Source organism: Ramlibacter sp. MAHUQ-53 (genome assembly GCF_052600055.1).
The window spans coordinates 1-24,932 of the sequence record NZ_JBQWTS010000006.1; the positions used below are offsets into that span (position 1 = coordinate 1).

The following is a 24,932-nucleotide window of genomic DNA, read 5'->3' on the forward strand; positions in this document are numbered from 1 at the left end:
CGCGCCGCCAGCGCACGCGCCTGCGCGGGCTCGCGCAGGCGCGAAGCCGCCACCACGCCGGCATACAGCGCGCCGGCCTGGCGCGCCGCGGGCCCGTCGGCGCGCTGGGCCAGCGCCTCCTGCAGCACCGCGCGCTGGCGGTCCACGCCGGCGGCCGACAGGCCGCGTGCGCGCCCCGCCATCAGCGCATGCTGCAGGTCGGGCGGCAGCGGCGCGGCACGGGCGCCCAGCTGCGTGCGTGAACGCATGTCGGCCACCCGCTCGGTCGTCAGCGGGTGGGTGCGCAGGTAGGGGTAGCTGCCGTTGTCGTTCAGGCGCGAGGCCTGCTGCAGCTTCTCGAACATGCTGGCGAACCCCTGCGGCGCGAAGCCGGCCTGGGTCATGACGGCGAAACCGATGCGGTCGGCCTCGCGCTCCATCTCGCGCGAGAAACTGAGCTGGTTTTGGATCGCCAGGGCCTGGCCGCCGGTGATGAGGGCGCTGGCCGCGTCGGGGCTGCGCGAGGCGGCCAGCGCGCCGAGCAGCACCGCCGCGATCGTCCAGGGCGCCTGGCGCTTGTCCTGCGTGACCATGCGCGAGATGTGGCGCTGGGTGACGTGCGTGAGCTCGTGCGCCAGCACCGAGGCGAGCTCGTCGCGCGTGGTGGTGGCGGCGATCAGGCCCAGGTGCACCCCCATCCAGCCGCCGGGCACGGCGAAGGCGTTGATGCTGCGGTCACGCCCGAGCAGCAGGCGCCAGGCGTAGCGCTGGTCCAGGTCGGGCCCGAGGTCGCCGCGCTGGCGGGCGGCCGCGAGCAGGGGCTGCCACAGGCTGTCGAGGTAATCGGACAGGATCGGGTCGTCGAGGTAGTCCGGGTCGCGGAACAACTCGCGCGCGACGCGGTCGCCGATGCGCCGCTCGGTGCTGACCGAGAGGTCGCCGCCGTCGCCCAGGGCGGGCAGCTGCGCGGGCACGGGCGGCACCGCCAGCCCGAGGGCCAGCAGCAGCGCCAGGGCCCGCGTGCGCGGCGCCCGTATCATCGAATGCTTCATACCTTCACGCAGAGTCACCTGCCCGCCATGAGTTCACTGACGCATTTTGACGCGCAAGGCCAAGCCCACATGGTGGACGTGTCCGCCAAGGCCGCCACGCACCGGGTGGCGGTGGCCCAGGGGCGCATCCGCATGCTGCCCGGCACCTTCCAGCTGGTGGCTTCGGGCACCGCCAAGAAGGGCGACGTCCTGGGCATCGCGCGCATCGCCGGCATCCAGGCCGCCAAGAAGACCAGCGACCTGATCCCGCTGTGCCACCCGATTCCGCTGACCCGCGTGGCGGTGGACTTCGAGCTGCAGCCCCAGGACCACGCCGTCTCGTGCCGCTGCACGGCGGAGACCGTGGGCGTGACCGGGGTGGAAATGGAGGCACTGACCGCGGTGCAGGTCGCCCTCCTGACCATCTACGACATGTGCAAGGCGGTGGACCGGGGCATGGTCATCGAGGGCGTGCAGCTGCTGGAGAAGCACGGGGGCAAGTCCGGGAGCTTCGTGGCCCCGGGCCAGGGCGGCGCCTCCGGGGCTGGGGTACCGGGCAACCTGCCGGAATGAAATGGCCCGGCCCCCTTGCGGAGGCCGGGCAGCGGCTGCCTCGCGGCGGCGTCAGGTGCCGATCCGGCCGCCGTCGTTCTTGGTGATCACGATCGTGGCCGAGCGGGGACGCTTGCCGGCACCGTAGCCGGCATTCGACGGCCACTGGCTCGTGTACTTCGTCGGGTCAGCGAGGTTGGCCTGCGAGGTCGTCTCGCCCGGATGCTGGATGTTGACGAAGATCGCCTTCCCATCGGGGGTCTCGCACAGGCCGGTGATTTCGCAACCCACCGGGCCGACCAGGAAGCGCTTGAGCGTATCAGCCGTCGGCAGCTTGCCCACCTGGGTGTCCACGTTGAGCGTGCCGCCCGCGGCGGTGGTGTAGGTCAGGGTCTTCTTGCCGCCATCGCCGACCTGGCCGGGAATCGCGGCCAGCATCATGCAGTTGGTGACATCCGTGTAGGCCCCATCGTCGGTCTGGATCCAGCAGATGCCGGTGTTCGGGCTGAACACCAGGCCGTCCGGGCTGGACATGTCCTGGTCGGCGGTGAGGCTGGAGATGTTGACCATCGCCTTGTCGGCGCCCGCCTCGGCGGCGAACAGGTAGATGTCCCAGGTGAACGAGGTGGCCGCCGCGCCGGCAGCACCCTCCTTGACCCGCAGCAGGTGGCCATTGGGGTTGCCGGCCTGGGTCGTCGCACCCTTCATGTCGGTGTAGGCGCGCGGGTTGGCCGCATCGGGCGCCAGCTGCGAGGAGCCGGTGGGATCGACGCGCCGGTTGCTGTTGTTGGTGAGCGTGAAATAAATCTCGCCGTTCGCGGGATTGACGCCACACCACTCGGGGCGGTCCATCTTCGTCGCACCGACCGCGTCGGCTGCGAGGCGGGCGTTGACGCACACATCGGCCTGGTCGGCAAAGCGGTAGGTCGCGTAGCCGGCGATCGACGCATTGGCCACCGACAGTTCGACCCATTGGCCGGTGCCGTCCGCATTGAACTTGGCCACGTACAGCTTGCCGGCATCGAGGTACTTGTCGCCCGTGGCCATGCGGTCCGCCGGGTTGGCATCGGCGGCGTTCCAGCTGGCGGCGGAAACGAACTTGTAGATGTATTCGTTGCGCGCGTCATCGCCCATGTACACCGCCAGCGGCTGGCCCGCGACAGGCCGGCCGAAGGCAGCACTTTCATGCGCGAAACGCCCCAGCGCAGAGCGCTTCCGGGCCGGCCGGGTCTTGTCGTAGGCATCCATTTCGACGACGTAGCCCATCCCGTTCATCTCGTTGCGATAGTCGTCGCTGCCGTCCGCGGACGTGCCGAGCTTGCTGTTGTTCCAGCGGGCGTACTTGTCTTCGGTCCCGGCGCTCTCCCAGCCGTGGCGGGAGGCCGCGCCCTGGGTTCGGCCATAGCGGTTCAGGGCGGTGACGCTCTTGTCGGTGCCGCGGGCCGCGTTGTCCGTCGCGCTGCGGGTGAAATAGCCGAACCAGTTTTCCTCACCGGTCAGGAAGGTGCCCCAGGGCGTCTTGCCGGTGCCGCAGTTGTTCAGGGTGCCGCGGGTCTTCGTCGCTGTCGGTGAGAACTTCGTCACCAGCAGGGCGTTGCCACGGGCAGGTCCCGAGATCTCCACCTCGGACAGCGCGGTCAGGCGGCGGTTGAAGGCCGAGTCCTTCACGTACTCCCACTTGGCGCCGACCCTGCGCACCTCGACGACCGAGACGCCGTGGACCGCGACCTCCTTGTCCACCTCGGCGGCCGGACGCGGAAGCGTCGTGGTCCCGCCGTCCGCGTGCAGGAAGAAGGAGCTGAGTCTTTCGTCCGTCGTGGCCTCGTGGTTGATCGCGAGCAGGCCGCGGTCCGTGGCGGTGGCGGACGGCTTGCCGTCGGCGCCAAGGCCGAACCACTCCATGCCGTCGTGGTGGTCGCCGGCACGGTTCTCGAAGTCGCTGTCGGTGCCGTCATTCCTGTAGGCAGGCGTCGAGGCGGTGAGGGGATCGCCCAGCGCATACAGGGGCGTTGCGGTGTAGCCGGCAGGCACGCTCACCGCGTCCGCCAGGCTCTTGGGGACGGCGCTGAAACCGAGCAGCTTGTCCTGGGGAGCCTGGGTGGCGGGCGCCACGTCGCCGCCGCCGCACGCGCTCACCGCGAAGCCTCCCAGCATGGCCGTTCCGACGGTGCCCACGCCACCGCGCAGCAGGCCGCGGCGGCTCAGGCGCGCCTGCAGCACGGCGTCGAAAGTCGGGTTGGGTGAGTCGTTGGAGTTTTCCTCGTTGAAATCCACTGCGTCCAGTGCGCGCTCGTTGTGCTTGTTCACGACAAATTCCTTTGGGTCGAAAAATTTCCGTTGGAAAGAAATCGACGCCAACGTTAAGCACGCGAAGTGACAGGCACGTGACGATGTGACGAGGGATGCGACCGCTTCGCGGCCAAGCCACGGCGGGCCGCACGCGACGCGGCCATCTCGCCGGCGAGGGCCGCGTCCGACGGCCTCAGCGCGGGGACGACGCTGGCTGCCTGCGCGCCAGCCAGCGCGCGTGTTCCTCCGGGAACGCCGCGGCAAAGCGCCGCATCTCGAGCCGGGCCTTGTCCTCGCGGCCCGCGACCAGGGCGCTGTCGATCGCGCGTTCGATCACGCGCGGCTCGGGGGAGAAATGCAGCACCTGCTGCGCTTCGGCGTGGACCTGGGCCGCGTTGTCGGGACGCAGCGGCGCCATGGTGAAGGCGGCGAACCGCACCTGGTCATGGAACAGCCATGAGCCTGAAATGCGGGCGAGCGTGTCCCTGGCATAGGCTGGCGCGCGCGCGGACTCGGGCCGGTAGATCTGGTCGATGCGCCAGTAGTCCCACCCCGCGTACGCCGCGACGGCCAGGGCGAGTGCGGGCACCGCCACGCGGGCCACGCCCGCGGCGGCTGCGGGTGCCGGCGCGCCGCGCGCGCACAGGATGCCCAGGGACAGCCCCACGGCCACCTGGAACGGCCCGTACCACAGCGGGTATTCGACGAGGCTGTGGAGGGCGAGCGCGGCGAGCACGGCCCAGGCCAGGCGCCGGGCGCCGTCGGTCTCGCGCCAGGGGCGTGCGCGCCAGGCGGCGGCGGCTGCCGCGCCCACGAACAGCGCGGCGGCGGGCAGGCCCAGTTCCACGGCGAGGTGCAGGGGCAGGTTGTGCGCGTTGTCCAGGATGTCGCAGAAGCGCGGGCCGTCGTACAGGAAGGCGTAGTGGGCGTAATCGAGCTCGCCCCAGCCCCAGCCGAGCCAGGGCCGCTGCGCGATCAGGTCCAGAACGTTGGACCACAGCACGCGCCGGCTGCTGCAGGCGCCGACGCCGGCCACGCGATCGAGCAGGTTGGCGCCGCCGAGCCCGCGCACCTCCAGCAGCCAGGGCAGGCCCATGGCGGCCAGCGCGTAGGCGGCGATGGCGGCCAGGGACAGGGCCACGCGGGCGCCGCGCCGCGGGCCGGGCAGGGCCATGGAGAAGCCGGCGATCAGCAGCAGCTGCAGCAGGCCGGTGCGCGAGGTGCTGGCGGCGTTGGCGGCGGACAGCAGCAGCACCAGCGGCAGCAGCAGGCGTGCGCGCGTGCCCTGGGTGAACAGCCAGGCGCAGGCGGCCAGGCCGATGGCGGTGAGGCTGGCGAACTGGTTGCGTTGCCGCAGGTTGCCGTAGGCTTCGCCGGGCGAGGCGGCGCTGGCCCAGGCGATGGCTTCCTGCACGAAGCCCTGGTGCTGCCACAGCGCGATCACGGCGCTGAGCGAGGCGGCCATGACCCAGGCCTCGGCGAGCGTACGCACCCCCTGCGGGCGCTGCGCCAACGAGGCGCCTGCGGCGGCCGCCATGAGGACCAGGGCCACGCCGCCGGCGACGGCGTAGGTCTCCAGGCTACCGGTGCCGCGGGCGATCGCCCAGGCTGCGAAGGCGACGCCGCCAGCGACCAGCGAGGCCGGCAGCCTGCGCACGCCCGCGGCCAGGCACAGGAGCGCGGTGGCGCACAGGGTCAGCAGCCAGGGGACGACGGCGGCGGACGGGCCGGCGGTGTAGGGGTTGAGCCAGGGGACAGTGATGGCGAGCACCACCAGCGCCAGCAGCCAGGGTGCGCCCTGTTTCGATGTGCCTTGCCGGCCCTGCATCCGTTGGATCTCCTCGTGTCCTGCCTCGATTGGCGAATCACACCCCATGGGGATGCGCATGGACGCGATTAGGCCAGAGGTTGTGGATGGAAAATGAAAACGCCGGCATCAGCCGGCGTTGGGTGATCGAGAGGACCGGGTCACCCCGCGGGGACTGGTCGCGTTAGTGCAAGACCTGACCCTAGAGTCCCCGGATTAGGCCAGAGGTTCGGGCTCGAGAAATGAAAACGCCGGCGGGAGCCGGCGTGAGGGTTGGAAGGGGGCGCCAGGGGTCCGTCAGTCAGACTGGACTAGTCGAGTTGATACAAGACCTAACCCCGTTAATCTCTCAAAGATCAGAGCGGACCGCGACAGGAACCGGGCAAGAACTTTGCAGGAATCCCACCTTCAGTGGTCGGACCACAAGTCCACTTGAACACCGGCGAGCCTACGTGACCCGCGGTGGCGACAACCTTCTTCGCCGCCTCGGTATGGTAAGGCACCAAAGAGATCTTTTTGTCATCAATCGCGTCGGTTCCCGTGTCACCGAATCCCGTCGCAGTAACAGTGATTACGCCGTTCGCGTCCACGGCGATCGCCTTTACGTATTTGCTCTTCTGCGTAGTTTCATTGCAGCCGAAATCGATGGTGGTGGCATCGGCTGGAGCAGTCTGATACACCTCAGAAATAGTTGTCCTGCAAGAAGATGCAGCCAAGATCACTTCGGACACTTTCGCCCGCTTCGTATAGTCCGTATAAGCCGGCAGCGCCACAGCCGCCAGGATGCCGATGATCGCGACGACGATCATCAATTCGATAAGGGTGAAACCCGCTTGCAGTTGACGCTTCATGAAACCTCCGGAATAAATCTGAAGAAGCAAGTTGACACTGCAATTGATGTGCCAACTTCAGAAGACTACCAAAACCTACCATCCCGCCAAGAAATCCACGCTGCGTCCCTGATCCCGATCAATTGGCAAATTCAGATCGACATTTTTGTCGACCGGCCGTGTCGCGCAGTGACACAAAACGTCATCCGATCACGCTCACGCCTGGATGAATTGCATCTGCGTCCCCGCGAGTTCGAGCAGGTCGCCGTTGTGCAGGCCCACCGGGTCCGCGCCCACCGCATTGCCGTTCAATCGCGGCGGGTCCTCGCCGTCGATGTGGGCGACGACGTAACCCTCGGTGCGCCGGGTGATGGCGGCCACCGCCACGCCCGGCTTGCCGATGGTGGTGACCACCTTCACCAGCGCCACCTCGCGCCCCGCGGCGGCGCCCGACATGACCTTGATCACCGCGCGCTGCTCGCCGCCAGGCTCTCCCAGCGTCACCGGCACCGTCGGCGGGATCGGCGGGGCGATGCCCGCGGCAGCGGCGGCCGGCGGCTGCACCTCCATCGTCTTTTCGAAGGAGGCGGCCGGCGCCTCGTCCAGGTACCGGATCTTGTACTTGCCGATTTCCACCGCGTCGTTGTGATGCAGGAACTGGCGCTTGACCGACTTCCCGTTCACATAGGTGCCATTGGTGCTGTTCAGGTCTTCCAGCATCACCCCACCCGGCCCCATCTGCAGCACGGCGTGCTCGCCGCTGACCGCCAGGTTGTCGATCACGATGTCGTTGTACGGCCGACGGCCGAGGGTGGTGCGGTCCTTGGTCAGCTGCACCTCCTTGATGACGACACCGTCGATCGAAATGATCATCTTCGGCATGGCCCCTCTCCTCTCGATTCCTGGTAATCACGCACCCAGCAGGCGGGACATCAGGCCCCGCTTCGCCGGCGTGCCGCTGGCCTGGGCGAGCAGCACGGAAATGTTGTCGCGGCCGCCGCGCGCATTGGCCGCGTCGACCAGCAGGCGCGCCCGGGCGTCGGGCGACACATCCGCCGCCATCAGCGTGGCGATGCTCGCATCGTCCACCATGTCGGACAAGCCGTCCGAACACAGCAGGTAACAGTCGCCCGGCTCCACCCGGTGCTCGGCCACCTCCAGCAGCACCGCCTCGTCCACCCCCATGGCCCGGGTGACGAGGTTGCGGTGGACGGAGACGGCCGCCTGCTGCGGCGTGATCAGTCCGGCGTCGAGCTGCTCCTGGAGCAGGGAATGGTCACGGGTGATGCGCACGAGGTGGCCACCGCGCAGCCGGTACAAACGCGAGTCGCCGATGTGTCCGACGACGACGCGCGCCTCCTGGAACACCGCGACGACCAGGGTCGTGCCCATGCCCGCGTAGTGGGCGTTGGCCTGGGCCGCATCGAAGATGGCCCGGTTGGCTTCAGCCACGCAGGCCTGCAGGGCGCGCCGCAGGTCGCGGCCGTCCGGGGACGGGCCGGCGTCCTCGAGCCAGCGCCCGAGGTGTTCGGCCAGGAGGGAGGTCGCCATGCCGCTGGCGACCTCGCCGGCGTTGTAGCCGCCCATGCCGTCCGCCAGGACGGCGAGCCCGTGCGCCGCATCGACGAAGACGGCGTCCTCGTTGTTCGCGCGGGTCAGGCCACGGTCGGTCAGGCAGGCAAACGCGTAGTGCATGCGTCAGCGCTCCAAGGGCCGCGCTGTGTCTCGCATGCAACGACCGGCGGCGTCCCGCGCCGCCCGGCCCGAGGCATCCCCCCGGCGCCAAGGGGCGCGATGCCTGGTTTGTGATGAAGTGCCCACTTCCGCCGACCTCTGTGTATTCTGGTCTCGTGCGAGGCGAACCTGCCTCGCACCCGCATCGGAGGATTAAATCCCCGGCGGCGACTGTGAGCGAAAGTTAACAGAGGCTGACGGCGGGGACAAGCCGTCAGCCCACGGCCTTGCGTGTCAGGCGGCTTCTTCGCTGTGCGCCGCAGGGCGCATGCGCAGCAGCGCCTTGCCGACGGCCAGGACCAGCAGGGCACCTGCCGCCGCCGCCGCGTACTCCCAGGCCTTGTCGGCCGGCAGGTAGGGCTTGAGCGCGGGGTCGGTGAAGGCCATCTGGCCGGCGATCCAGCCCAGGAGCATGCCGCCCAGGGTGATGATCATCGGGAAGCGGTCCATCAGCTTGAGGACGATCTGGCTGCCGGCCACGATGATGGGGATCGACACGAGCAGGCCGAAGATCACCAGGCCCAGCTGGTGCTGGCCCGCGCTCTCGGCGGCGCCGGCGATGGCCAGCACGTTGTCCACGCTCATGACCAGGTCGGCCACGATCACGGTCTTCACCGCGCCCCACAGCTTGTCGGAGGAGCTGATGTTGCCGTGCTCGTCCTCGTCCTGCGGGACGATCAGCTTGATGCCGATCCACACCAGCAGGACCGCGCCGACCAGCTTGAGGTAGGGCACCGCGAGCAGCGCCAGGGCGAACGCGATCAGGACGACGCGCAGGACGATGGCACCGGCGGTGCCGTAGATGATGCCCAGGCGGCGCTGGGTCGGGGGCAGGCCGCGACAGGCCAGGGCGATGACGACCGCGTTGTCTCCACCGAGCAGGATGTCGATCAGGATGATCTGGCCGACGGCGATCCAGAAGGTGGCTGTGGTGAGTGCTTCCATGTTGAGGGGGGTCCCCGCAAAAAACTTTCGGGACCGTAAGAAAAGGAAAGGGCCGATTGTCCCTCAGGTCAATCGGCCCTGCATTGTGGTTGCCCACAATTTCCGCGGCGCGTGGCCGCTTTTGCCTGCGGATTACAGCAGCGACTTCAGCAGCCGGCCCATTTCCGAGGGGTTGCGGGTGATCTTGAAGCCGCACTCCTCCATGACGGCCAGCTTGGCGTCGGCCGTGTCGGCGCCGCCGGAGATCAGCGCGCCGGCGTGGCCCATGCGCTTGCCGGGAGGGGCGGTGACGCCAGCGATGAAGCCGACGATGGGCTTCTTCATGTTGGCCTTGCACCAGCGGGCGGCTTCGGCCTCGTCGGGGCCGCCGATCTCGCCGATCATGATCACGGCGTCGGTGTCCGGGTCGTCGTTGAAGGCCTTCATCACGTCGATGTGCTTGAGGCCGTTGATCGGGTCGCCGCCGATGCCGACCGCGGAGGACTGGCCGATGCCCAGCTCGGACAGCTGCGCCACGGCTTCATAGGTCAGCGTGCCGGAACGCGACACGACGCCGATGCGGCCCTTCTTGTGGATGTGGCCGGGCATGATGCCGATCTTGATCTCGTCGGGCGTGATCAGGCCGGGGCAGTTGGGGCCCAGCAGCAGGGTCTTCTTGCCGCCGGCGGCTTCCTTGGCCTTCATCTTGTTGCGCACTTCCAGCATGTCCTTGACGGGGATGCCTTCGGTGATGCAGATGGCCAGGTCCAGGTCGGCCTCGACGGCTTCCCAGATCGCGGCCGCGGCGCCCGCGGGCGGCACGTAGATCACGGACACGGTGGCGCCGGTCTGCGTGGCGGCTTCCTTGACGGAGGCGTAGATCGGGATGTTGAAGATCGACTCACCGGCCTTCTTCGGGTTCACGCCCGCGACGAAGCAGTTCTTGCCGTTGGCGTATTCCTGGCACTTCTCGGTGTGGAACTGGCCGGTCTTGCCCGTGATGCCCTGGGTGATGACCTTGGTGTCTTTGTTGATGTAGATCGACATGGTGATTCCTTCAAGCCTTCTTCAGAGCCGCCACGACCTTCTGGGCCGCTTCCGCCATGCTGTCCGCGCTGATGATCGGCAGGCCGGACTCGGCGAGCATCTTCTTGCCCAGTTCCTCGTTGGTGCCCTTCATGCGAACGACCAGGGGCACGTTCAGGTTCACGGCCTTGCAGGCGGTGATCACGCCGGTGGCGATGGTGTCGCAGCGCATGATGCCGCCGAAGATGTTCACCAGGATCGCTTCGACCTTGGGGTTCTTCAGCATGATCTTGAAGGCTTCGGTGACCTTCTCGGGGGTGGCACCGCCGCCCACGTCCAGGAAGTTGGCCGGCTCGGCGCCGAACAGCTTGATGGTGTCCATGGTGGCCATGGCCAGGCCGGCGCCGTTCACCAGGCAGCCGATGTTGCCGTCCAGGCTGATGTAGGCCAGGTCGAACTTGGAGGCTTCGATTTCGGCCGGATCCTCTTCGTCCAGGTCACGCAGGGCGACGACCTCGGGGTGGCGGAACAGGGCGTTGGAGTCGAAGTTGAACTTGGCGTCCAGGGCGATGATGTTGCCCTTGCTGTCGCGGTTCAGGGGGTTGATTTCCACCAGCGACGCGTCGGTGTCCATGTAGCACTTGTACAGCTTCTGGCACACGTCGATGAACTGGGCGACGGAGTCGGCGGGCATGCCGACGCCCTTGGCGAGTTCCTCGCCCTGGGCTTGCGTCAGGCCGGTCAGCGGGTCGACGAAGATGGTGATGATCTTCTCGGGGGTGGCGTGGGCCACTTCCTCGATGTCCATGCCGCCTTCGCTGGAGGCGATGAAGGCGACCTTCTGCGTGGCGCGGTCAGTGACCACGGACAGGTAGTATTCCTTCTGGATGTCGGCGCCGTCCTCGATGTACAGGCGACGCACCTTCTGGCCCTCGGGGCCGGTCTGGTGGGTCTTGAGCTGCATGCCCAGGATCTGGCCGGCCAGGTCCTTGACCTGCTCGATGGACTTGGCCACCTTCACGCCGCCACCCTTGCCGCGGCCACCCGCGTGGATCTGCGCCTTCACGACCCACACCGGGCCGCCAAGCTTCTGGGCGGCTTCGACCGCTTCCTGGACAGTGAATGCAGGAATGCCGCGGGGGACGGGCACGCCAAAGCTGCGCAAGATCTCCTTGCCTTGGTACTCGTGGATCTTCATGAGGATATCTCTTGAGAGTGAGGGGGGTCCCCGGCAGGGTGAGGCAGGCCGGGTTTCGGGTGCCGAATAGCAACCTGCGACTGTATCATGGTGATAACCCTGAAACTTCCGCCTCTCTTACATGGGCGGGGCGCCCCATTTCACTGAAAAACGATGCCTAAAGTCTTCATCGACGGCGAAGCCGGCACCACCGGCCTGCAGATCCGCGAACGCCTTGCCCACATGCCCGCGATCGAGGTCGTGAGCATCGACCCGGCCCGCCGCAAGGACCCGCAGGCCAAGCGCGAGCTGATGGCGGGCGTGGACCTCGTGATCCTGTGCCTGCACGACGACGCCGCGCGCGAGTCGGCGGCGATGGTCGACGAGATCGAGCGGGCGCAGGGCCAGGGCCCGCGCATCATCGACGCCTCCACCGCGCACCGCACCGCCGAGGGCTGGGTGTATGGCTTCCCCGAGCTGTGCGCCGGCCAGCGAGAGGCCGTGGTCAACGCCCGGCGCGTGAGCAACCCCGGGTGCTACGCCACCGGCGCGATCGCGCTGCTGCGCCCCCTGGTCGATGCGGGCCTGGTGCCGAAGGACTTCCCGCTGGCCCTGCCCTCGGTCTCCGGCTACTCGGGCGGCGGCCGCACCATGATCGAGGACTACGAGGCCGGCCGCGCCCCCGACTTCGAGCTGTACGCGCTGGGCCTGAAGCACAAGCACCTGCCCGAGATCCTGAAGTACACCGGCCTCACCCGCCGCCCGATCTTCACGCCCTCGGTGGGCAACTTCCGCCAGGGCATGCTGGTGCAGCTGCCGCTGCATCTGGACCTGCTGCCCGGCAAGCCCTCGGCGCAGGACCTGCACGACGCGCTAGCGCGGCACTACGCCGGCAGCGAGTGGGTGACGGTGGAGCCCGCCACCGAGAGCGGCAAGCTCGACGCGCTGGCCCTGAACGACACGAACAAGCTCGAACTGCGCGTGTTCGGCAACGACGAGTACCGCCATGCCGTGGCGGTGGCCCGCCTGGACAACCTGGGCAAGGGCGCCAGCGGCGCGGCGGTGCAGAACCTCCAGCTGATGCTGGGCCTCTGAGCCCGGGCGAGTCCCTCGCTCAGTCCTCCTCGCCGGCGCCGCCGGCGAGCACCTTGCGGATCACCTCGCCACCGAACCCGCGCGCGGCGAGGAAGCGCGATTGCTTCGCGCGCTGCACCGCGTCCTGCGGCGGCTGGTCGAACTTGCGGCGCCAGACCTCGCGCGCGCGCTCGAGCTCGGTGGCCTTGAGCTGCTCCATCGCCTGGGCGACGAGCTCGCCCTCCAGCCCCTTGGCCTGCAGCTCCTGGCGGATGCGCCCCGCGCCCAGGCGGGCGGCACGGCGGTGCAGCACCGACTCCACCACGCGCTCCTCGCTGATGAACCCCTTGGCCTGGAGCTCGTCGAGCGCGCGGGCCAGCTCGCCGGGCTCCTGCTCGTGGCCGGCGAGCTTGCGTTCGAGCTCCAGGCGCGAGTGCTCCCGCATCGAGAGCAGGCGCAGGGCCCGCCCCTTCAGCGAGAGCTGGCCTGCGGGCATGCCTTATTCGGCCTCGTCCTGGCCGATGCCGGCCGGCAGCAGCGGGATGCCCAGCGACTCGCGCACCTTGTTCTCGACCTCGCGGGCCAGCTCGGGGTTCTCGCGCAGGAACTCGCGGGCGTTGTCACGGCCCTGGCCGATCTTCTCGCCGTTGTAGGCGTACCAGGCGCCGGACTTCTCGAGGATGCGCGCGTTCACGCCCATGTCGATGATCTCGCCCTCGCGGCTGATGCCCTCGCCGAACAGGATGTCGAACTCCGCGGTCTTGAAGGGGGGCGAGACCTTGTTCTTCACCACCTTGACCTTGGTCTCGTTGCCGATGGCCTCCTCGCCCTTCTTGATGGTGCCGGTGCGGCGGATGTCCAGGCGCACCGAGGCGTAGAACTTCAGCGCGTTGCCGCCGGTGGTGGTCTCGGGCGAGCCGAACATCACGCCGATCTTCATGCGGATCTGGTTGATGAAGATGACCGTGCAGTTGGTCTTCTTGATGGTGGCGGTCAATTTGCGCAGGGCCTGGCTCATGAGGCGGGCCTGCAGGCCGGGCAGCGAGTCACCCATCTCGCCCTCGATTTCGGCCTTGGGCACCAGGGCCGCGACCGAGTCGATGACGATCAGGTCCACCGCGCCGGAGCGCACCAGGCTGTCGACGATCTCGAGCGCCTGCTCGCCGGTGTCGGGCTGGGAGATCAGCAGGTCGGGCAGGTTCACGCCCAGCTTGCTGGCGTACTGCACGTCCAGCGCGTGCTCGGCGTCGACGAAGGCGCAGGTGCCGCCCTGCTTCTGCATGTTGGCGATGACCTGCAGGGTCAGGGTGGTCTTGCCGGACGATTCCGGGCCGTAGATCTCGATCACGCGGCCACGGGGCAGGCCGCCCACGCCCAGCGCGATATCCAGGCCCAGGGAGCCGGTGGAGACGACCTGGATGTCCTCGATCTGCTCGCCCTCGCCCAGGCGCATGATCGTGCCCTTGCCGAACTGCTTCTCGATCTGGGCCAGCGCGGCCTGCAGGGCCTTGGCCTTCTCGCTGTCCGCGCCCGCGGCGCCGGCAACCTTGCTGCCCTTGACTTGTGCGTCCATGGAAATCTCCTTGTGGATCAATGACTTGTGGAACCGGGCATCCAGTGTCTTTAACCACAGGCTGGATGCATGGCCAGTACTGTACCCGCCTGTTCAAACCAGTAAACCCGTTTTTTGGTCAGTTTGCCTTACCATCTGGCGATGACTGACCCGTTCCTCGACGACGGCTGGCGCCTGTCGCACCTGGGCCGGCTGCTGGGGCATGCGATGCGCCGGTTCGACGAGCGCGTCCTGCACCTCATGGCGCACGACGTGGACGTGCCCCTGGCCCTGTCCAACCTGGCCGCCCGCGCGCAGGTCACGGCGGCCCATGTCCACATCACCCGCCACCTCGCGCTGGAGGGCTCGCGCCTGACCGACCTGGCCCGGCGCGCCGGCATGACCAAGCAGGCGATGGGCGACCTGGTCACGCAGTGCGAGGCCTGGGGCCTGGTGGTGCGCGAGCCCGACCCCGCCGACGCCCGGGCCCGGCGCGTGCGCTTCACGCCCACCGGCCTGGCCTGGCTGCGCGCCTTCCGCGACGCGGTGGCCCAGGCCGAGGCCGAATTCCGCGCCGAGGTGGGCGAGGAGATCGCCACCGTGGTGGCGATGGGCCTCGAAGCCTACGCCGGGCCGGCAGCCTGAGTCACAGCGCCTAGAATCCGCCAACAGCCGCACGCCTGCGCCAGACAGGCAGGCCCCAAGCGGCGCACACCGAACGGAGAAGGAGACGGGCATGCGCATCCTCATCGCCGAAGACGACCAGGTCCTGGCCGACGGGCTGCTTCGCAGCCTGCGCGCCTCGGGCGCCGCGGTCGACCACGTGGCCAGCGGCACCGAGGCCGACGCCGCCCTGATGACGAACAACGAGTTCGACCTCCTGATCCTCGACCTGGGCCTGCCCCGCATGCACGGCCTGGAAGTCCTGAAGAAGCTGCGCGGTCGCGGCTCCAGCCTCCCCGTCCTGATCCTCACCGCCGCCGACAGCGTGGAGGAGCGCGTCAAGGGCCTGGACTACGGCGCCGACGACTACATGGCCAAGCCCTTCTCGCTGCAGGAGCTGGAGGCGCGGGTGCGCGCCCTCACGCGCCGCGGCATGGGCGGCACCAGCAGCACCATCAAGCACGGCCCGCTGGTCTACGACCAGGCCGGCCGGGTGGCCACCATCGACGGCAAGATGGTCGAACTCTCCGCCCGCGAACTGGGCCTGCTGGAGGTGCTGCTGCAGCGGGCCGGCCGCCTCGTGAGCAAGGACCAGCTCGTCGAGCGCCTGTGCGAGTGGGGCGAGGAGGTCTCGAACAACGCGATCGAGGTCTACATCCACCGGCTGCGCAAGAAGATCGAGAAGGGCCCGATCCGCATCGCCACCGTGCGCGGCCTGGGCTACTGCCTCGAGAAGATCCCGGGCTGACGAGGCACCGCCGGCGTCCATGCGCATCTTCCAGCGCGAGCAGCGCTCGCTGTTCGGAGAAATCCTCGACTGGATGCTGACCCCGCTGCTGCTGCTGTGGCCGGTGAGCCTCGCGCTGACCTGGCTGGTGGCCCAGAGCATCGCCGGCAAGCCCTTCGACCGGGCCCTCGAGTACAACGTCCAGGCGCTGGCCCAGCTGGTCACCCTCAACGCCAGCCACCGCCCCAGCTTCAACCTGCCGCAGCCGGCGCGCGAGATCCTGCGGGCCGACGATGCCGACCAGGTCTACTACCAGGTGGCCGCGGGCCGCGGCGACCTGCTCAGTGGCGACCGCGACCTGCCCCCGCCGCCGGACGACGAGAAGCCCGCCCCGGGCGAGGTGCGGCTGCGTGACGACGAGATGCGCGGCCTCGAGGTGCGCGTGGCCTACACCTGGGTGCGCCTGGCCGCGCCCGGGGGCGAGGTGCTGGTGCAGGTGCAGGTGGCCGAGACGCGCGAGAAGCGCTCCGTGCTGGCCACCGAGATCATCAAGGGCGTGATGCTGCCGCAGTTCGCGATCCTGCCGCTGGCGGTGCTGCTGGTGTGGCTGGCGCTGGTGCGCGGCATCAAGCCGCTGTCGCAGCTCGAGGAGCGGATCCGCGCGCGCAAGCCCGACGACCTCTCCCCGCTCGACGACAAGGCCGTGCCGCTCGAGGTGGCGCCCCTGGTGCAGTCGGTCAACGACCTGCTCACGCGGCTGAAGGATTCCATCGCCACGCAGAAGCGCTTCCTCGCCGACGCCGCGCACCAGCTCAAGACGCCGCTGGCGGGCCTGCGCATGCAGGCCGACCTCGCCCAGCGCGAGGAGACGAATGCCGAGGCGCTGCGCCAGTCCCTCAAGCAGATCGGGCGCTCCAGCATCCGCGCCACGCACACCGTCAACCAGCTGCTGTCGCTGGCCCGCGCCGAGGGCACGGGACGCCCGCTGGGCGTGCAGTCCTGCAACCTCGCCGAGCTGGCGATGGAGGTGGTCAGCGACTTCCTGCCCAAGGCGATGGACAAGCACATCGACCTCGGCTACGAAGGCGCCACGCCCGAGACGGCCGGCACCACGCTCGAGGGCAACCGCACCCTGCTGTCCGAGGCGATCCGCAACATGGTGGACAACGCCCTGAACTACACGCCTTCCAGCGCCGAGCACCCCGGGGTGGTCACCGCCCGCGTGTTGGCCGACCCGTTCGGCCAGGTGCTGGTGCTGCAGGTGGAGGACACCGGCCCGGGCATCCCCGAAGCCGAGCGCGAACTGGTCTTCCAGCCCTTCTACCGGGTCCTGGGCACCAACGTCGACGGCTCGGGCCTGGGCCTGTCGATCGTGCGTGAGATCGCGCGCCAGCACCACGCGCAGGTGCAGGTGGAGGCGGTCCACCCGGGCGCGCCGCTGCCGGGCACGCGCATCAGCCTGCGCTTCCAGCTGAAGGACTGGATCCCCTCGGGCGCGGGCGACCTGGTGGCCTGACCGCGCCGCCTTTCAGCGACAGGGCTGCAACGGCTGGCCCCCGAGCACCGCGCGCAGGTCCTCGAGCCGGCCCCGCTGGGCCTCGTCCACGGCCGGCAGCTTCAGCGTCACGCCGCGCGCCTCCGGCCGCTCCTGGATCACGCGCGCGGTGCGCACGCCCTTGGCCATGAGCGCGGCGAGCTGCTCGGTGGCCGCGGCCTGCGAGGTGAAGCCGCCCAGCGAGAGCCCGGGCTCCAGGGCGGCATTGGCCAGGGGCTCGAAGGAGACGCCGCGCGCGCGCAGTTCGGCCTTCTTCTTGGCGAGCATCTCGGGGCCGGCGAACTTGCCCATGTAGAGGATCCATCGGCCCGGGTCGCTGGCCGGCTCCAGGCTCCAGCTGCCGGCGGGCCAGGCTGCCAACGGGCGGCGCACTGCGGACGCCACGGCCTCGGGCAGGGGCGGCGTGGCCAGGCACTCGGGGGGGCGGGCGTTCGCGGCCTCGGCCACCAGCCGCTGGGCCTCCTCGCCGCGCACGATCACCATGGCCTCGGGCCGCAGCTGCTGCGCCAGGCGGTGCGGCTCGGCCTGCTGCACGGGGCCCAGGCCCCAGGGGCGCAGCAGCCCCTGCGTCCAGGCCAGGACGCCGAGGTTGGCGAGCAGCAGGATCACGACGGTCAGGCGCAACATGGGCTGGGATTCAGGCCGCGGGCCGCACGCTCACCTCGGCGCTGGTGACGGCCTGCATGCCCGAGCCAGTATGCACCAGCAGCGCCCCCGACTCGCTCACGCCATGGGCCGTGCCGGCGGTGCCGTCGCTCAGGGTCACGGGCCGGTCACGCAGCAGGTCGCGCGCGTCGAAGCGGGCCTGGAAGGCCGCGAAGCCGAAGCGCTCGAACGCCTGCAGCGCCGCCACCAGGGGACCGGCGATGCGTGCCAGCGCTGCGCCGGCCTCGGCCTCGGGCCACAACTCGCGCAAGGCGGCGGGGGGCGTGGACAGGCCGTCGGCCTCGCGCGGCGCGATGTTGATGCCGATACCGATCACGGCGTAGCGCGGCGCCCCGGCGCCGCCGGCGAAGCTCGCGGTCTCGACCAGGATGCCGCCGAGCTTGCGCCCGTCGACCCACAGGTCGTTGGGCCACTTCAGCTGCACCCGCGGGTGCAGCGCCTCGGCCACCGCCACGCCCACGGCCAGCGACAGGCCGGACCAGTCCGCCGGCGACAGCGGCAGGCCCAGCGAGAAGGTGAGGGAGTCGCCCACCGCGCTGGCCCACGGCCGGCCCAGGCGGCCGCGGCCGGCCGTCTGCTGCAGCGCCGCCAGCAGCACCGGCTCGACCCGGCCGGCGCGGGCGCGGCGCATCAGCTCGGTGTTGGTCGAGTCGACCTCGGGCAGGACCTCGACGGAGAACCCGGGCAGCAGCGGCGCCACCGCCTCCCAGACCGCTTCAGCCGCGCCGTGCATTCAGCGGCGGCCCTTGGGGGCCAGCAGGGTGCCGCGGCAGTTCTTCGAACCGCACCAGCAGGGGTAGTCGGCCTTGAGCTTCTTCGTGTAGGGCTCATCGATGACGAGGCCGTAGTCGTAATTGAGCTCCTCGCCGGCGCGGATGTTGCGCAGGGCCTTGATGAAGACGCGGCCGTCGACCTCGTCGGCCTCGCAGTTCGGGTCGCAGGAGTGGTTGATCCAGCGCGAGGAGTTGCCGCCGTGCTTGGCATCGATGACGCGGCCGTCGTCGATGTGGAAATAGAAGGTGTGGTTCGGGTCCTTCGGGTCGTGGGGATGGCGGCGCAGCGCCTCCTTCCAGGTGATGATCTCGCCCACGTACTCGATGAGGGTCTCGCCCTCGGCAATGTCCTGCACGGCGAACACGCCGCGGCCGTGGACGCCGGACTTGCGGGCCTGGATTTTCCGGCCCGAGAATCGCGCCGGCGTGGTGGAGGCCTTGGCCTGGGGTGCCCGCTCTTTGGCTGCCATCGCTGGAAACTCTGTTAAGTTGATTACATGCACACATGCGCGTGCGCGCACGCGCGTGAGGGCCGATTGTAGGAACAACCCGCAGCCCGCAGGCCCCGATGCCTGCCGCTGCAGCCGAATACAGACATGAGCAAGATACTGGTCATCGCCGAGAAGCCGTCCGTGGCGCAGGACATCGTCCGCGCCCTCACGCCGGTCGCAGGCAAATTCGACAAGCACGACGAATATTTCGAGAGCGAGCGCTATGTGGTCACCAGCGCGGTGGGCCACCTGGTCGAGATCCAGGCGCCCGAGCAGTTCGACGTCAAGCGCGGCAAGTGGAGCTTCGCCCACCTGCCGGTGATCCCGCCCTTCTTCGACCTCAAGCCGGTCGACAAGACCAAGGGCCGCCTCAGCGCGGTGGTCAAGCTCGCCAAGCGCAAGGACGTCACCGCCCTGATCAACGCCTGTGACGCGGGCCGCGAAGGTGAACTGATCTTCCGCCTGATCGAGCAGTACGCCGGCGGCAGCAAGCCCCTGGGCAAGCCGGTGCAGCGCCTGTGGCTGCAGTCGATGACGCCGCAGGCGATCCGCGACGGCTTCGAGCACCTGCGCACCGACAAGCAGATGGCCGGCCTGGCCGACGCCGCGCGCTCGCGCTCCGAGGCCGACTGGCTGGTGGGCATCAACGGCACGCGCGCCATGACCGCCTTCAACTCGCGCGACGGCGGCTTCTTCCTCACCACCGTGGGCCGGGTGCAGACCCCCACCCTGGCGGTGGTGGTCGAGCGCGAGGAGCAGATCCGCAAGTTCGTCAGCCGCGACTACTGGGAAATCCACGCCACCTTCGAGGCCGCCGCCGGCCCCTACGCCGGCAAGTGGTTCGACCCCAAGTGGAAGAAGAACGAGGAGGACGCCGAGCTCAAGGCCGACCGCCTCTGGTCCGCGCGCGACGCGCAGGCCATCGCCGACGCGGTGCGCGGGCAGAAGGCCAGCGTCACCGAGGAGTCCACGCCCAAGACCGAGGCCTCGCCCGGCCTGTTCGACCTGACCTCGCTGCAGCGCGAGGCCAACGGCCGCTTCGGCTTCTCGGCCAAGACCACGCTGGCCCTGGCCCAGAGCCTGTACGAGCGCCACAAGGCCCTGACCTACCCGCGTACCGACTCGCGCCACCTGCCCGAGGACTACGTGAACACCGTGAGGGACACGATGGGGATGCTCGCCACCAGCGGCATGCGCCACCTCGCGCCCTTCGCGAAGGAGGCCGCAGACAAGGGCTACGTCAAGCCGAACAAGCGCATCTTCGACAACAAGAAGGTCTCGGACCACTTCGCCATCATCCCGACACTGCAGGCGCCCAGCGGCCTGTCGGAGGCCGAACAGAAGCTGTACGACCTGGTGGTCAAGCGCTTCCTCTCGGTCTTCTTCCCCAGCGCGGAATTCCTCGTCACCACCCGCATCAGCGTGGCCGCGGGCCACAGCTTCAGGAGCGTGGGCAAGGTGCTGGTCAAGCCGGGCTGGCAGGCCATCTGGGGCAAGGAGGCCGACCAGGAGGGCGACGAGAACAGCAAGATGCTGGCCGCGGTGAAGCCGGGCGAGCAGGTGCTGACCGCCGAGGCCGAGGCCAAGGGCCTGAAGACCCGCCCGCCGGCGCGCTACTCCGAAGCCACGCTGCTGGGCGCCATGGAAGGCGCAGGCAAGACCATCGACGACGACGAGCTGCGCGAGGCCATGCAGGAGAAGGGCCTGGGCACGCCGGCCACGCGCGCGGCCATCATCGAAGGCCTGATCAACGAGAAGTACATCCTGCGCGAGGGCCGCGAGCTGATTCCCACCGCCAAGGCCTTCCAGCTGATGACGCTGCTGCGCGGCCTGGGCGTGGAGGAACTCTCGCGCCCCGAACTCACCGGCGAGTGGGAATACAAGCTGGCGCAGATGGAAAAGGGCCAGCTCTCGCGCGATGCGTTCATGCAGCAGATCGCCGAGATGACGCAGCGCATCGTGAAGAAGGCCAAGGAGTACGACCGCGACACCGTGCCGGGCGACTACGCCACGCTGAAGACGCCGTGCCCCAACTGCGGCGGAATCGTCAAGGAGAACTACCGCCGCTACACCTGCGCCGGCAAGAGCGGCGCGGGTGACGATGCCTGCGGCTTCTCCTTCACCAAGATGCCCGCCGGCCGCGCCTTCGAGCCGGACGAAGTCGAGCAGTTCCTGCGTGACAAGAAGATCGGGCCGCTCGAAGGCTTCCGCTCCAAGGCGGGCTGGCCCTTCGTCGCCGAGATCGCGCTGAAGTACAGCGACGACGACAGGAACTGGAAGCTCGAGTTCGACTTCGGCGACGAGGCCGACCCGGCCGAGACCGGCGAGCTGGTCGACTTCTCCGCGCAGCAGCCCCTGGGCCCTTGCCCGAAGTGCGGCGCGCGCGTGTTCGAGTTCGGCAAGAACTACGTCTGCGAGAAGAGCGTGCCCACGCCCGCTCAGGCCTCGCCCTCGTGCGACTTCAAGAGCGGCCAGATCATCCTGCAGCAGCCGATCGAGCGCGCACAGATGGAGAAGCTCCTGGCCGGCGGCAAGACCGACCTGCTGGACAAGTTCGTCTCCTCGCGCACGCGGCGCGCCTTCAAGGCCTTCCTGGTCTGGGACGCCGAGGCCGGCAAGGTGAACTTCGAGTTCGAGCAGCGCGAAAGCAAGTACCCGCCGCGCAAGACCGCTGCGGGCCGCGCCGCGCCGGCGAAAAAGGCGGCGGCGGCCAAGAAGGCGCCGGCCGCGAAGAAGGCCGCAGCGACGAAGACCGCCGCGCCCAAGGCCAAGGCCCCGCGCAAGGCGGCCGCCGGCCTCACGCCGAGCGCCGAGCTGGCGGCGGTGGTGGGCGCCGAGCCGGTGGCCCGCACCGAGGTGGTCAAGAAGCTGTGGGACTACATCAAGGCCCACGGCCTGCAGGACGCCCAGGACAAGCGCAAGGTCAACGCCGACGCCAAGCTGGCCGCCGTCTTCGGCAAGCCGCAGGTGACGATGTTCGAGATCGCGGGCCTGGTGGGCAAGCACCTGCAGGCCTGACAGCGGCCACCCGCAGCGTCATGCCGGCACGCACGCCCCGCCTGCTGCTCGCGGCTGCGGCCCTGGCGGCGGCGCTGTTCTCGGGCTGCGCGGGCCCCGAGGAAGGCGCTTCGCGCGCCGCACCGTCGGCGGCGGTGCGGGCGTCGCCCCCGGCGCCGGCGGGCGCCGCGGTGCGCGTGAAGATCATCGCGTTCAACGACTTCCACGGCCACCTGGAGCCGCCCGGCCTGGCGGTGAACGTGCGAGGCCCGGGGGGCACGGTGCCGGTGCCCGCCGGCGGCGCGGCCTATCTGGCCAGCGCCATCGACCACCTGCGCGCGCAGAACCCGCACCACGCGGTGGTCTCGGCCGGCGACATGGTGGGCGCCAGCCCGCTGGTGTCGGCCCTGTTCCTCGACGAGCCCACCATCCTCGCGGCCAACGCGATGCGGGTGGACTTCAACGCCGTCGGCAACCACGAGTTCGACAAGGGCTGGCAGGAGCTGCTGCGCCTGCAGCACGGCGGCTGCGAGCGCTTCACGCGCTGGGAGCCGTGCCAGCTGGACAGGCCCTTCCCCGGCGCGCGCTTCGGCTTCCTGGCGGCCAACGTGCACCGGCGTGACGGCACCACGCTGCTGCCCGCCACCGGCATCAAGGAATTCCGCGTCGACGGGCAGGTGGTGAAGGTGGGCTTCATCGGCATGACCCTGCGCAACACGCCCGCCATGGTCGCGCCCTCGGGCGTCGCCGGCCTGCGCTTCGCCGACGAGGCCGCGACCGCCAACGCACTGGTGCCGCGGCTCAGGGCGCAAGGCGTGTCCGCGATCGTGGTGCTGCTGCACCAGGGGGGCGAGGTGCCGGGCGCCACGCTCTACGAGGCGCGCTGCGACGGCCTGTCCGGCGAGATCGTGCCGATCCTGCGGCGCCTGGACCCGGGCATCGACGTGGTGGTCTCGGGCCACACCCACCGCGCCTACCTCTGTGACCACGCGCAGGTCGACCCGTCACGCCCCTTCCTGCTCACGAGCGCCGGCCAGTACGGCACGCTGCTCACCGACATCGACCTCACCATCGACCCGCACGCTCGCCGCGTGGTCGCGCGCAACGCCCGCAACCTCGTCGTTCAGGGCGCAGAGGGATTCATCGCCGCGAACGGGCGGCGGGTGGAGCCCACGGCGCGGGTACCGCGTTTCGAGCGCCATGCGGAAGTCGACCGCCTGGTGGCCCGCTACGCCGCGGCCGCCGCGCCGCTGGCCGAGCGGCCCGTGGGACGGCTCGCCGGCCCCGTCACGCGCACGCCGGGCCCGGACGGCGACAGCCCCCTGGGCAACCTCATCGCCGACGCCCATCTCGCGGCCACGCGCGCGCCCGAGCGGGGCGGGGCGCAACTGGCGCTCACGAACCCGGGCGGCGTCCGCGCGGACCTGGTGGTGCCGCCGGGCGGCGGACCCGTGACCTACGGGCAGTTGTTCCGCGCCCAGCCCTTTGGCAATACCCTGGTGGTGCAGACCTTCACGGGGGCGCAGCTCAAGTCGCTGCTGGAGCGGCAACTCGCCGGCCCCTCGCCGCGCGTGCTGTATCCGTCGGCGGGCTTCGGTTATGGGTGGGACCCGCAGCGGCGGCCGGGGGACCGCGTCACGCGGATGACCCTCGACGGCTCACCGGTGGCGCCACACCAGGTCCTTCGTGTGGCGATGAACAGTTACCTCGCCGAGGGTGGCGACGGCGGCGGCGCGAAAGCCCGCGGGCGCGAGGTGGTCGGCGGAGAGCTCGATCTGGACGCCCTGGTGCACTACATCACCGAACACCCCGGCCTCGCTGCGCCGGCCACGGGCCGAGTGCGGCGCGAGTAAGGCGTTCGCCGCGGAGGTCAGTCTCCGCAGCACTTGGCGACAAAAGTGGCACACCCGAACGCGCCCGCCCCCCACCCCCCGACGTACAGCGGCCAAGTCACCGGCCCCCCAGCCGCCGCCGTCGCCAGCCCGAGCCCGGTCAGGCCGAGGCTGGCCTCGGTCAGGAGGCCCGCCGTGGTGACCCCGGAAGGCTCGCCGGCCAGCATGCGCTGGACGCCTGGCGCCCGGCATTCCTCGTCGAAGTCGAGCACCAGGCCCAGGCCACTCCCTGCGAGCAACCCGTAGCCGCAGATCTGGCAACCGAGCGGGGGCGACGCGAAGGAGGCCAGGAGCCCAACACCCATGGAAGCCGGGGCCATCCCGATGCAGATCTTGTTCAGGAACTCGCGATACCGGCCCGGCACGCCGCCCCCGTCGCGCGGCGCCGCGGGATCGGGCTGGACCGCGTCACCGGTGCGCGCCGGGCCGACGTCAGCGGCCATCGACAGGGTCACGGGCGCCTTGTCACGCAGCAGGTCCAGCGCGGAGCCCTCGGCCGGCGGCAGGTGGGCGGGGGCCGTCTCGAAGTCGGACCGTGAAAGGGTGGAACCGGTCACGGCGGGGGACGAAGCGGATAGCGTCAGCATGGAAATACCCTTCTGAAATCTGGAACGGCCGCAGAAGCTGCCAGGCGCGTCACGCCTCGCAGCACATCTGGCCGACGGTCAACCCGGCGCAAATGAGGGTCCCTCCGGCTGCGATCGGGAGGATGGAGGAACTCGCCGCGCCCAGCTCGCCCACGATGCCGAGGGCGACCAGGCCCAGGCCGGCCTCGCTCATACCGGCCGTGGTCTGGATGCGCCCACGCACGTCCGGCATGCATTGCGCCTGCGGGCCCCGCACGGTGTCGTGACCCCCGACCAGGGTGCTCAGGCCCCCTCCAGCCAGGAGCCCGTAGCCGCAGATCTGGCAACCCAGCAGGGGCGATGACGCGAAGAAGGCAATCGTGCCGGCCGCACCCACGCAGTTCGGCGTCGCCAGCCCGCACCACTCCAGGTATTCGCCGCAGCGGGTGTCGCCCTCCGCCTGGCTGGCGGTGGCCGGCACGGGATCCGGCGGCACCCGGTCCTCGGCACGCGCCGGCGCCGCGTCCTGGACCATCGACATGGCCGCGGGCTTCTGGCCGCCGGCTTGCGCCAGGGCGGGAGATTCCGCTTGCGGCTTCTCGGGTGCAGGGCGCACTTCGAAATCCG

22 protein-coding genes and 1 pseudogene are annotated in these 24,932 nt (G+C 69.7%); 7 read left to right on the plus strand and 16 right to left on the minus strand.

Going from position 1 to position 24,932, the window contains the following annotated elements:
- The coding region (locus ACT80S_RS10400) for a M48 family metalloprotease (RefSeq protein WP_377415560.1) at window positions 1-1,031 on the minus strand (1,031 nt) is incomplete at its 3' end.
- Window positions 1,032-1,058: 27 nt separating this feature from the next.
- On the opposite strand from ACT80S_RS10400, the gene moaC reads away from it, so the two are divergent.
- On the plus strand, window positions 1,059-1,583 hold the full coding sequence (gene moaC / locus ACT80S_RS10405; RefSeq protein WP_377415561.1) for a cyclic pyranopterin monophosphate synthase MoaC: 525 nt from the start codon (window positions 1,059-1,061) through the stop codon (window positions 1,581-1,583).
- 51 nt (window positions 1,584-1,634) lie between these two features.
- Here moaC and ACT80S_RS10410 read toward each other — a convergent pair whose 3' ends face one another.
- The 8 genes from ACT80S_RS10410 to sucC form a co-directional block, all read right to left on the minus strand.
- On the minus strand, window positions 1,635-3,869 hold the full coding sequence (locus ACT80S_RS10410) for a PhoX family protein (RefSeq protein ID WP_377415562.1): 2,235 nt from the start codon (window positions 3,867-3,869) through the stop codon (window positions 1,635-1,637).
- Window positions 3,870-4,044: 175 nt separating this feature from the next.
- The gene (locus tag ACT80S_RS10415) at window positions 4,045-5,679 is read right to left on the minus strand and encodes a PglL family O-oligosaccharyltransferase (protein ID WP_377415563.1); all 1,635 of its coding nucleotides are present in this window, start codon (window positions 5,677-5,679) and stop codon (window positions 4,045-4,047) included.
- 335 nt (window positions 5,680-6,014) lie between these two features.
- Entirely contained in the window at window positions 6,015-6,509 is a 495-nt protein-coding gene (locus ACT80S_RS10420) for a pilin (protein WP_377415564.1), read from the minus strand.
- Window positions 6,510-6,704: 195 nt separating this feature from the next.
- Window positions 6,705-7,370 (minus strand): FHA domain-containing protein, encoded by a 666-nt coding sequence (locus tag ACT80S_RS10425; protein WP_377415565.1) that lies wholly within the window; start codon window positions 7,368-7,370, stop codon window positions 6,705-6,707.
- 27 nt (window positions 7,371-7,397) lie between these two features.
- On the minus strand, window positions 7,398-8,183 hold the full coding sequence (locus tag ACT80S_RS10430; RefSeq protein ID WP_377415566.1) for a Stp1/IreP family PP2C-type Ser/Thr phosphatase: 786 nt from the start codon (window positions 8,181-8,183) through the stop codon (window positions 7,398-7,400).
- A gap of 273 nt (window positions 8,184-8,456) precedes the next feature.
- Complete coding sequence (locus tag ACT80S_RS10435) at window positions 8,457-9,167, minus strand: TerC family protein (RefSeq protein WP_377415567.1); 711 nt, start codon at window positions 9,165-9,167, stop codon at window positions 8,457-8,459.
- 132 nt (window positions 9,168-9,299) lie between these two features.
- Entirely contained in the window at window positions 9,300-10,193 is an 894-nt protein-coding gene (sucD, locus tag ACT80S_RS10440) for a succinate--CoA ligase subunit alpha (RefSeq protein ID WP_377415568.1), read from the minus strand.
- Window positions 10,194-10,203: 10 nt separating this feature from the next.
- The gene (gene sucC, locus ACT80S_RS10445) at window positions 10,204-11,370 is read right to left on the minus strand and encodes an ADP-forming succinate--CoA ligase subunit beta (RefSeq protein WP_377415569.1); all 1,167 of its coding nucleotides are present in this window, start codon (window positions 11,368-11,370) and stop codon (window positions 10,204-10,206) included.
- Window positions 11,371-11,523: 153 nt separating this feature from the next.
- Here sucC and argC point away from each other — a divergent pair, with 153 nt between their 5' ends.
- Complete coding sequence (gene argC / locus ACT80S_RS10450) at window positions 11,524-12,444, plus strand: N-acetyl-gamma-glutamyl-phosphate reductase (protein ID WP_377415570.1); 921 nt, start codon at window positions 11,524-11,526, stop codon at window positions 12,442-12,444.
- Between the two features lie 19 nt (window positions 12,445-12,463).
- Here argC and recX read toward each other — a convergent pair whose 3' ends face one another.
- Together recX and recA are read right to left on the minus strand one after the other, a co-directional pair.
- Window positions 12,464-12,919, minus strand: coding sequence for a recombination regulator RecX (recX, locus tag ACT80S_RS10455; RefSeq protein WP_377415571.1), 456 nt, complete (start codon window positions 12,917-12,919; stop codon window positions 12,464-12,466).
- Between the two features lie 3 nt (window positions 12,920-12,922).
- Entirely contained in the window at window positions 12,923-13,996 is a 1,074-nt protein-coding gene (recA, locus tag ACT80S_RS10460) for a recombinase RecA (RefSeq protein WP_377415572.1), read from the minus strand.
- A gap of 141 nt (window positions 13,997-14,137) precedes the next feature.
- Between recA and ACT80S_RS10465 the strand changes: the two genes are divergently transcribed.
- The 3 genes from ACT80S_RS10465 to ACT80S_RS10475 all read left to right on the plus strand — a co-directional run bounded on the left by ACT80S_RS10465 (window position 14,138) and on the right by ACT80S_RS10475 (window position 16,881).
- The gene (locus ACT80S_RS10465) at window positions 14,138-14,620 is read left to right on the plus strand and encodes a MarR family winged helix-turn-helix transcriptional regulator (RefSeq protein ID WP_377415573.1); all 483 of its coding nucleotides are present in this window, start codon (window positions 14,138-14,140) and stop codon (window positions 14,618-14,620) included.
- 91 nt (window positions 14,621-14,711) lie between these two features.
- A complete protein-coding gene (locus ACT80S_RS10470) occupies window positions 14,712-15,386 on the plus strand; it encodes a response regulator (protein WP_377415574.1) in 675 nt (224 codons plus the stop codon).
- A 19-nt stretch (window positions 15,387-15,405) separates the two neighbouring features.
- Entirely contained in the window at window positions 15,406-16,881 is a 1,476-nt protein-coding gene (locus ACT80S_RS10475) for a sensor histidine kinase (protein ID WP_377415575.1), read from the plus strand.
- 12 nt (window positions 16,882-16,893) lie between these two features.
- On the opposite strand, the gene ACT80S_RS10480 is transcribed toward ACT80S_RS10475, so the two are convergent.
- The 3 genes and pseudogenes from ACT80S_RS10480 to ACT80S_RS10490 all read right to left on the minus strand — a co-directional run.
- On the minus strand, window positions 16,894-17,547 hold the full coding sequence (locus tag ACT80S_RS10480; protein WP_377415576.1) for an SPOR domain-containing protein: 654 nt from the start codon (window positions 17,545-17,547) through the stop codon (window positions 16,894-16,896).
- 10 nt (window positions 17,548-17,557) lie between these two features.
- Window positions 17,558-18,319, minus strand: a complete 762-nt coding sequence (locus ACT80S_RS10485) for a biotin--[acetyl-CoA-carboxylase] ligase (protein ID WP_377415577.1) — start codon at window positions 18,317-18,319, stop codon at window positions 17,558-17,560.
- 12 nt (window positions 18,320-18,331) lie between these two features.
- Window positions 18,332-18,829, minus strand: a pseudogene (locus ACT80S_RS10490) (SET domain-containing protein); the annotation flags it as partial.
- A 126-nt stretch (window positions 18,830-18,955) separates the two neighbouring features.
- On the opposite strand from ACT80S_RS10490, the gene ACT80S_RS10495 reads away from it, so the two are divergent.
- Together ACT80S_RS10495 and ACT80S_RS10500 are read left to right on the plus strand one after the other, a co-directional pair.
- Window positions 18,956-21,868, plus strand: a complete 2,913-nt coding sequence (locus ACT80S_RS10495) for a DNA topoisomerase III (protein WP_377415578.1) — start codon at window positions 18,956-18,958, stop codon at window positions 21,866-21,868.
- A gap of 20 nt (window positions 21,869-21,888) precedes the next feature.
- Window positions 21,889-23,700, plus strand: a complete 1,812-nt coding sequence (locus ACT80S_RS10500; protein WP_377415579.1) for a bifunctional metallophosphatase/5'-nucleotidase — start codon at window positions 21,889-21,891, stop codon at window positions 23,698-23,700.
- Between the two features lie 17 nt (window positions 23,701-23,717).
- On the opposite strand, the gene ACT80S_RS10505 is transcribed toward ACT80S_RS10500, so the two are convergent.
- Window positions 23,718-24,326, minus strand: coding sequence for a hypothetical protein (locus ACT80S_RS10505; protein WP_377415580.1), 609 nt, complete (start codon window positions 24,324-24,326; stop codon window positions 23,718-23,720).
- Between the two features lie 49 nt (window positions 24,327-24,375).
- Window positions 24,376-24,846: a hypothetical protein gene (locus ACT80S_RS10510; RefSeq protein WP_377415581.1), complete on the minus strand. Its 471-nt coding sequence runs from the start codon at window positions 24,844-24,846 to the stop codon at window positions 24,376-24,378.
- Window positions 24,847-24,932 lie beyond the last annotated feature (86 nt).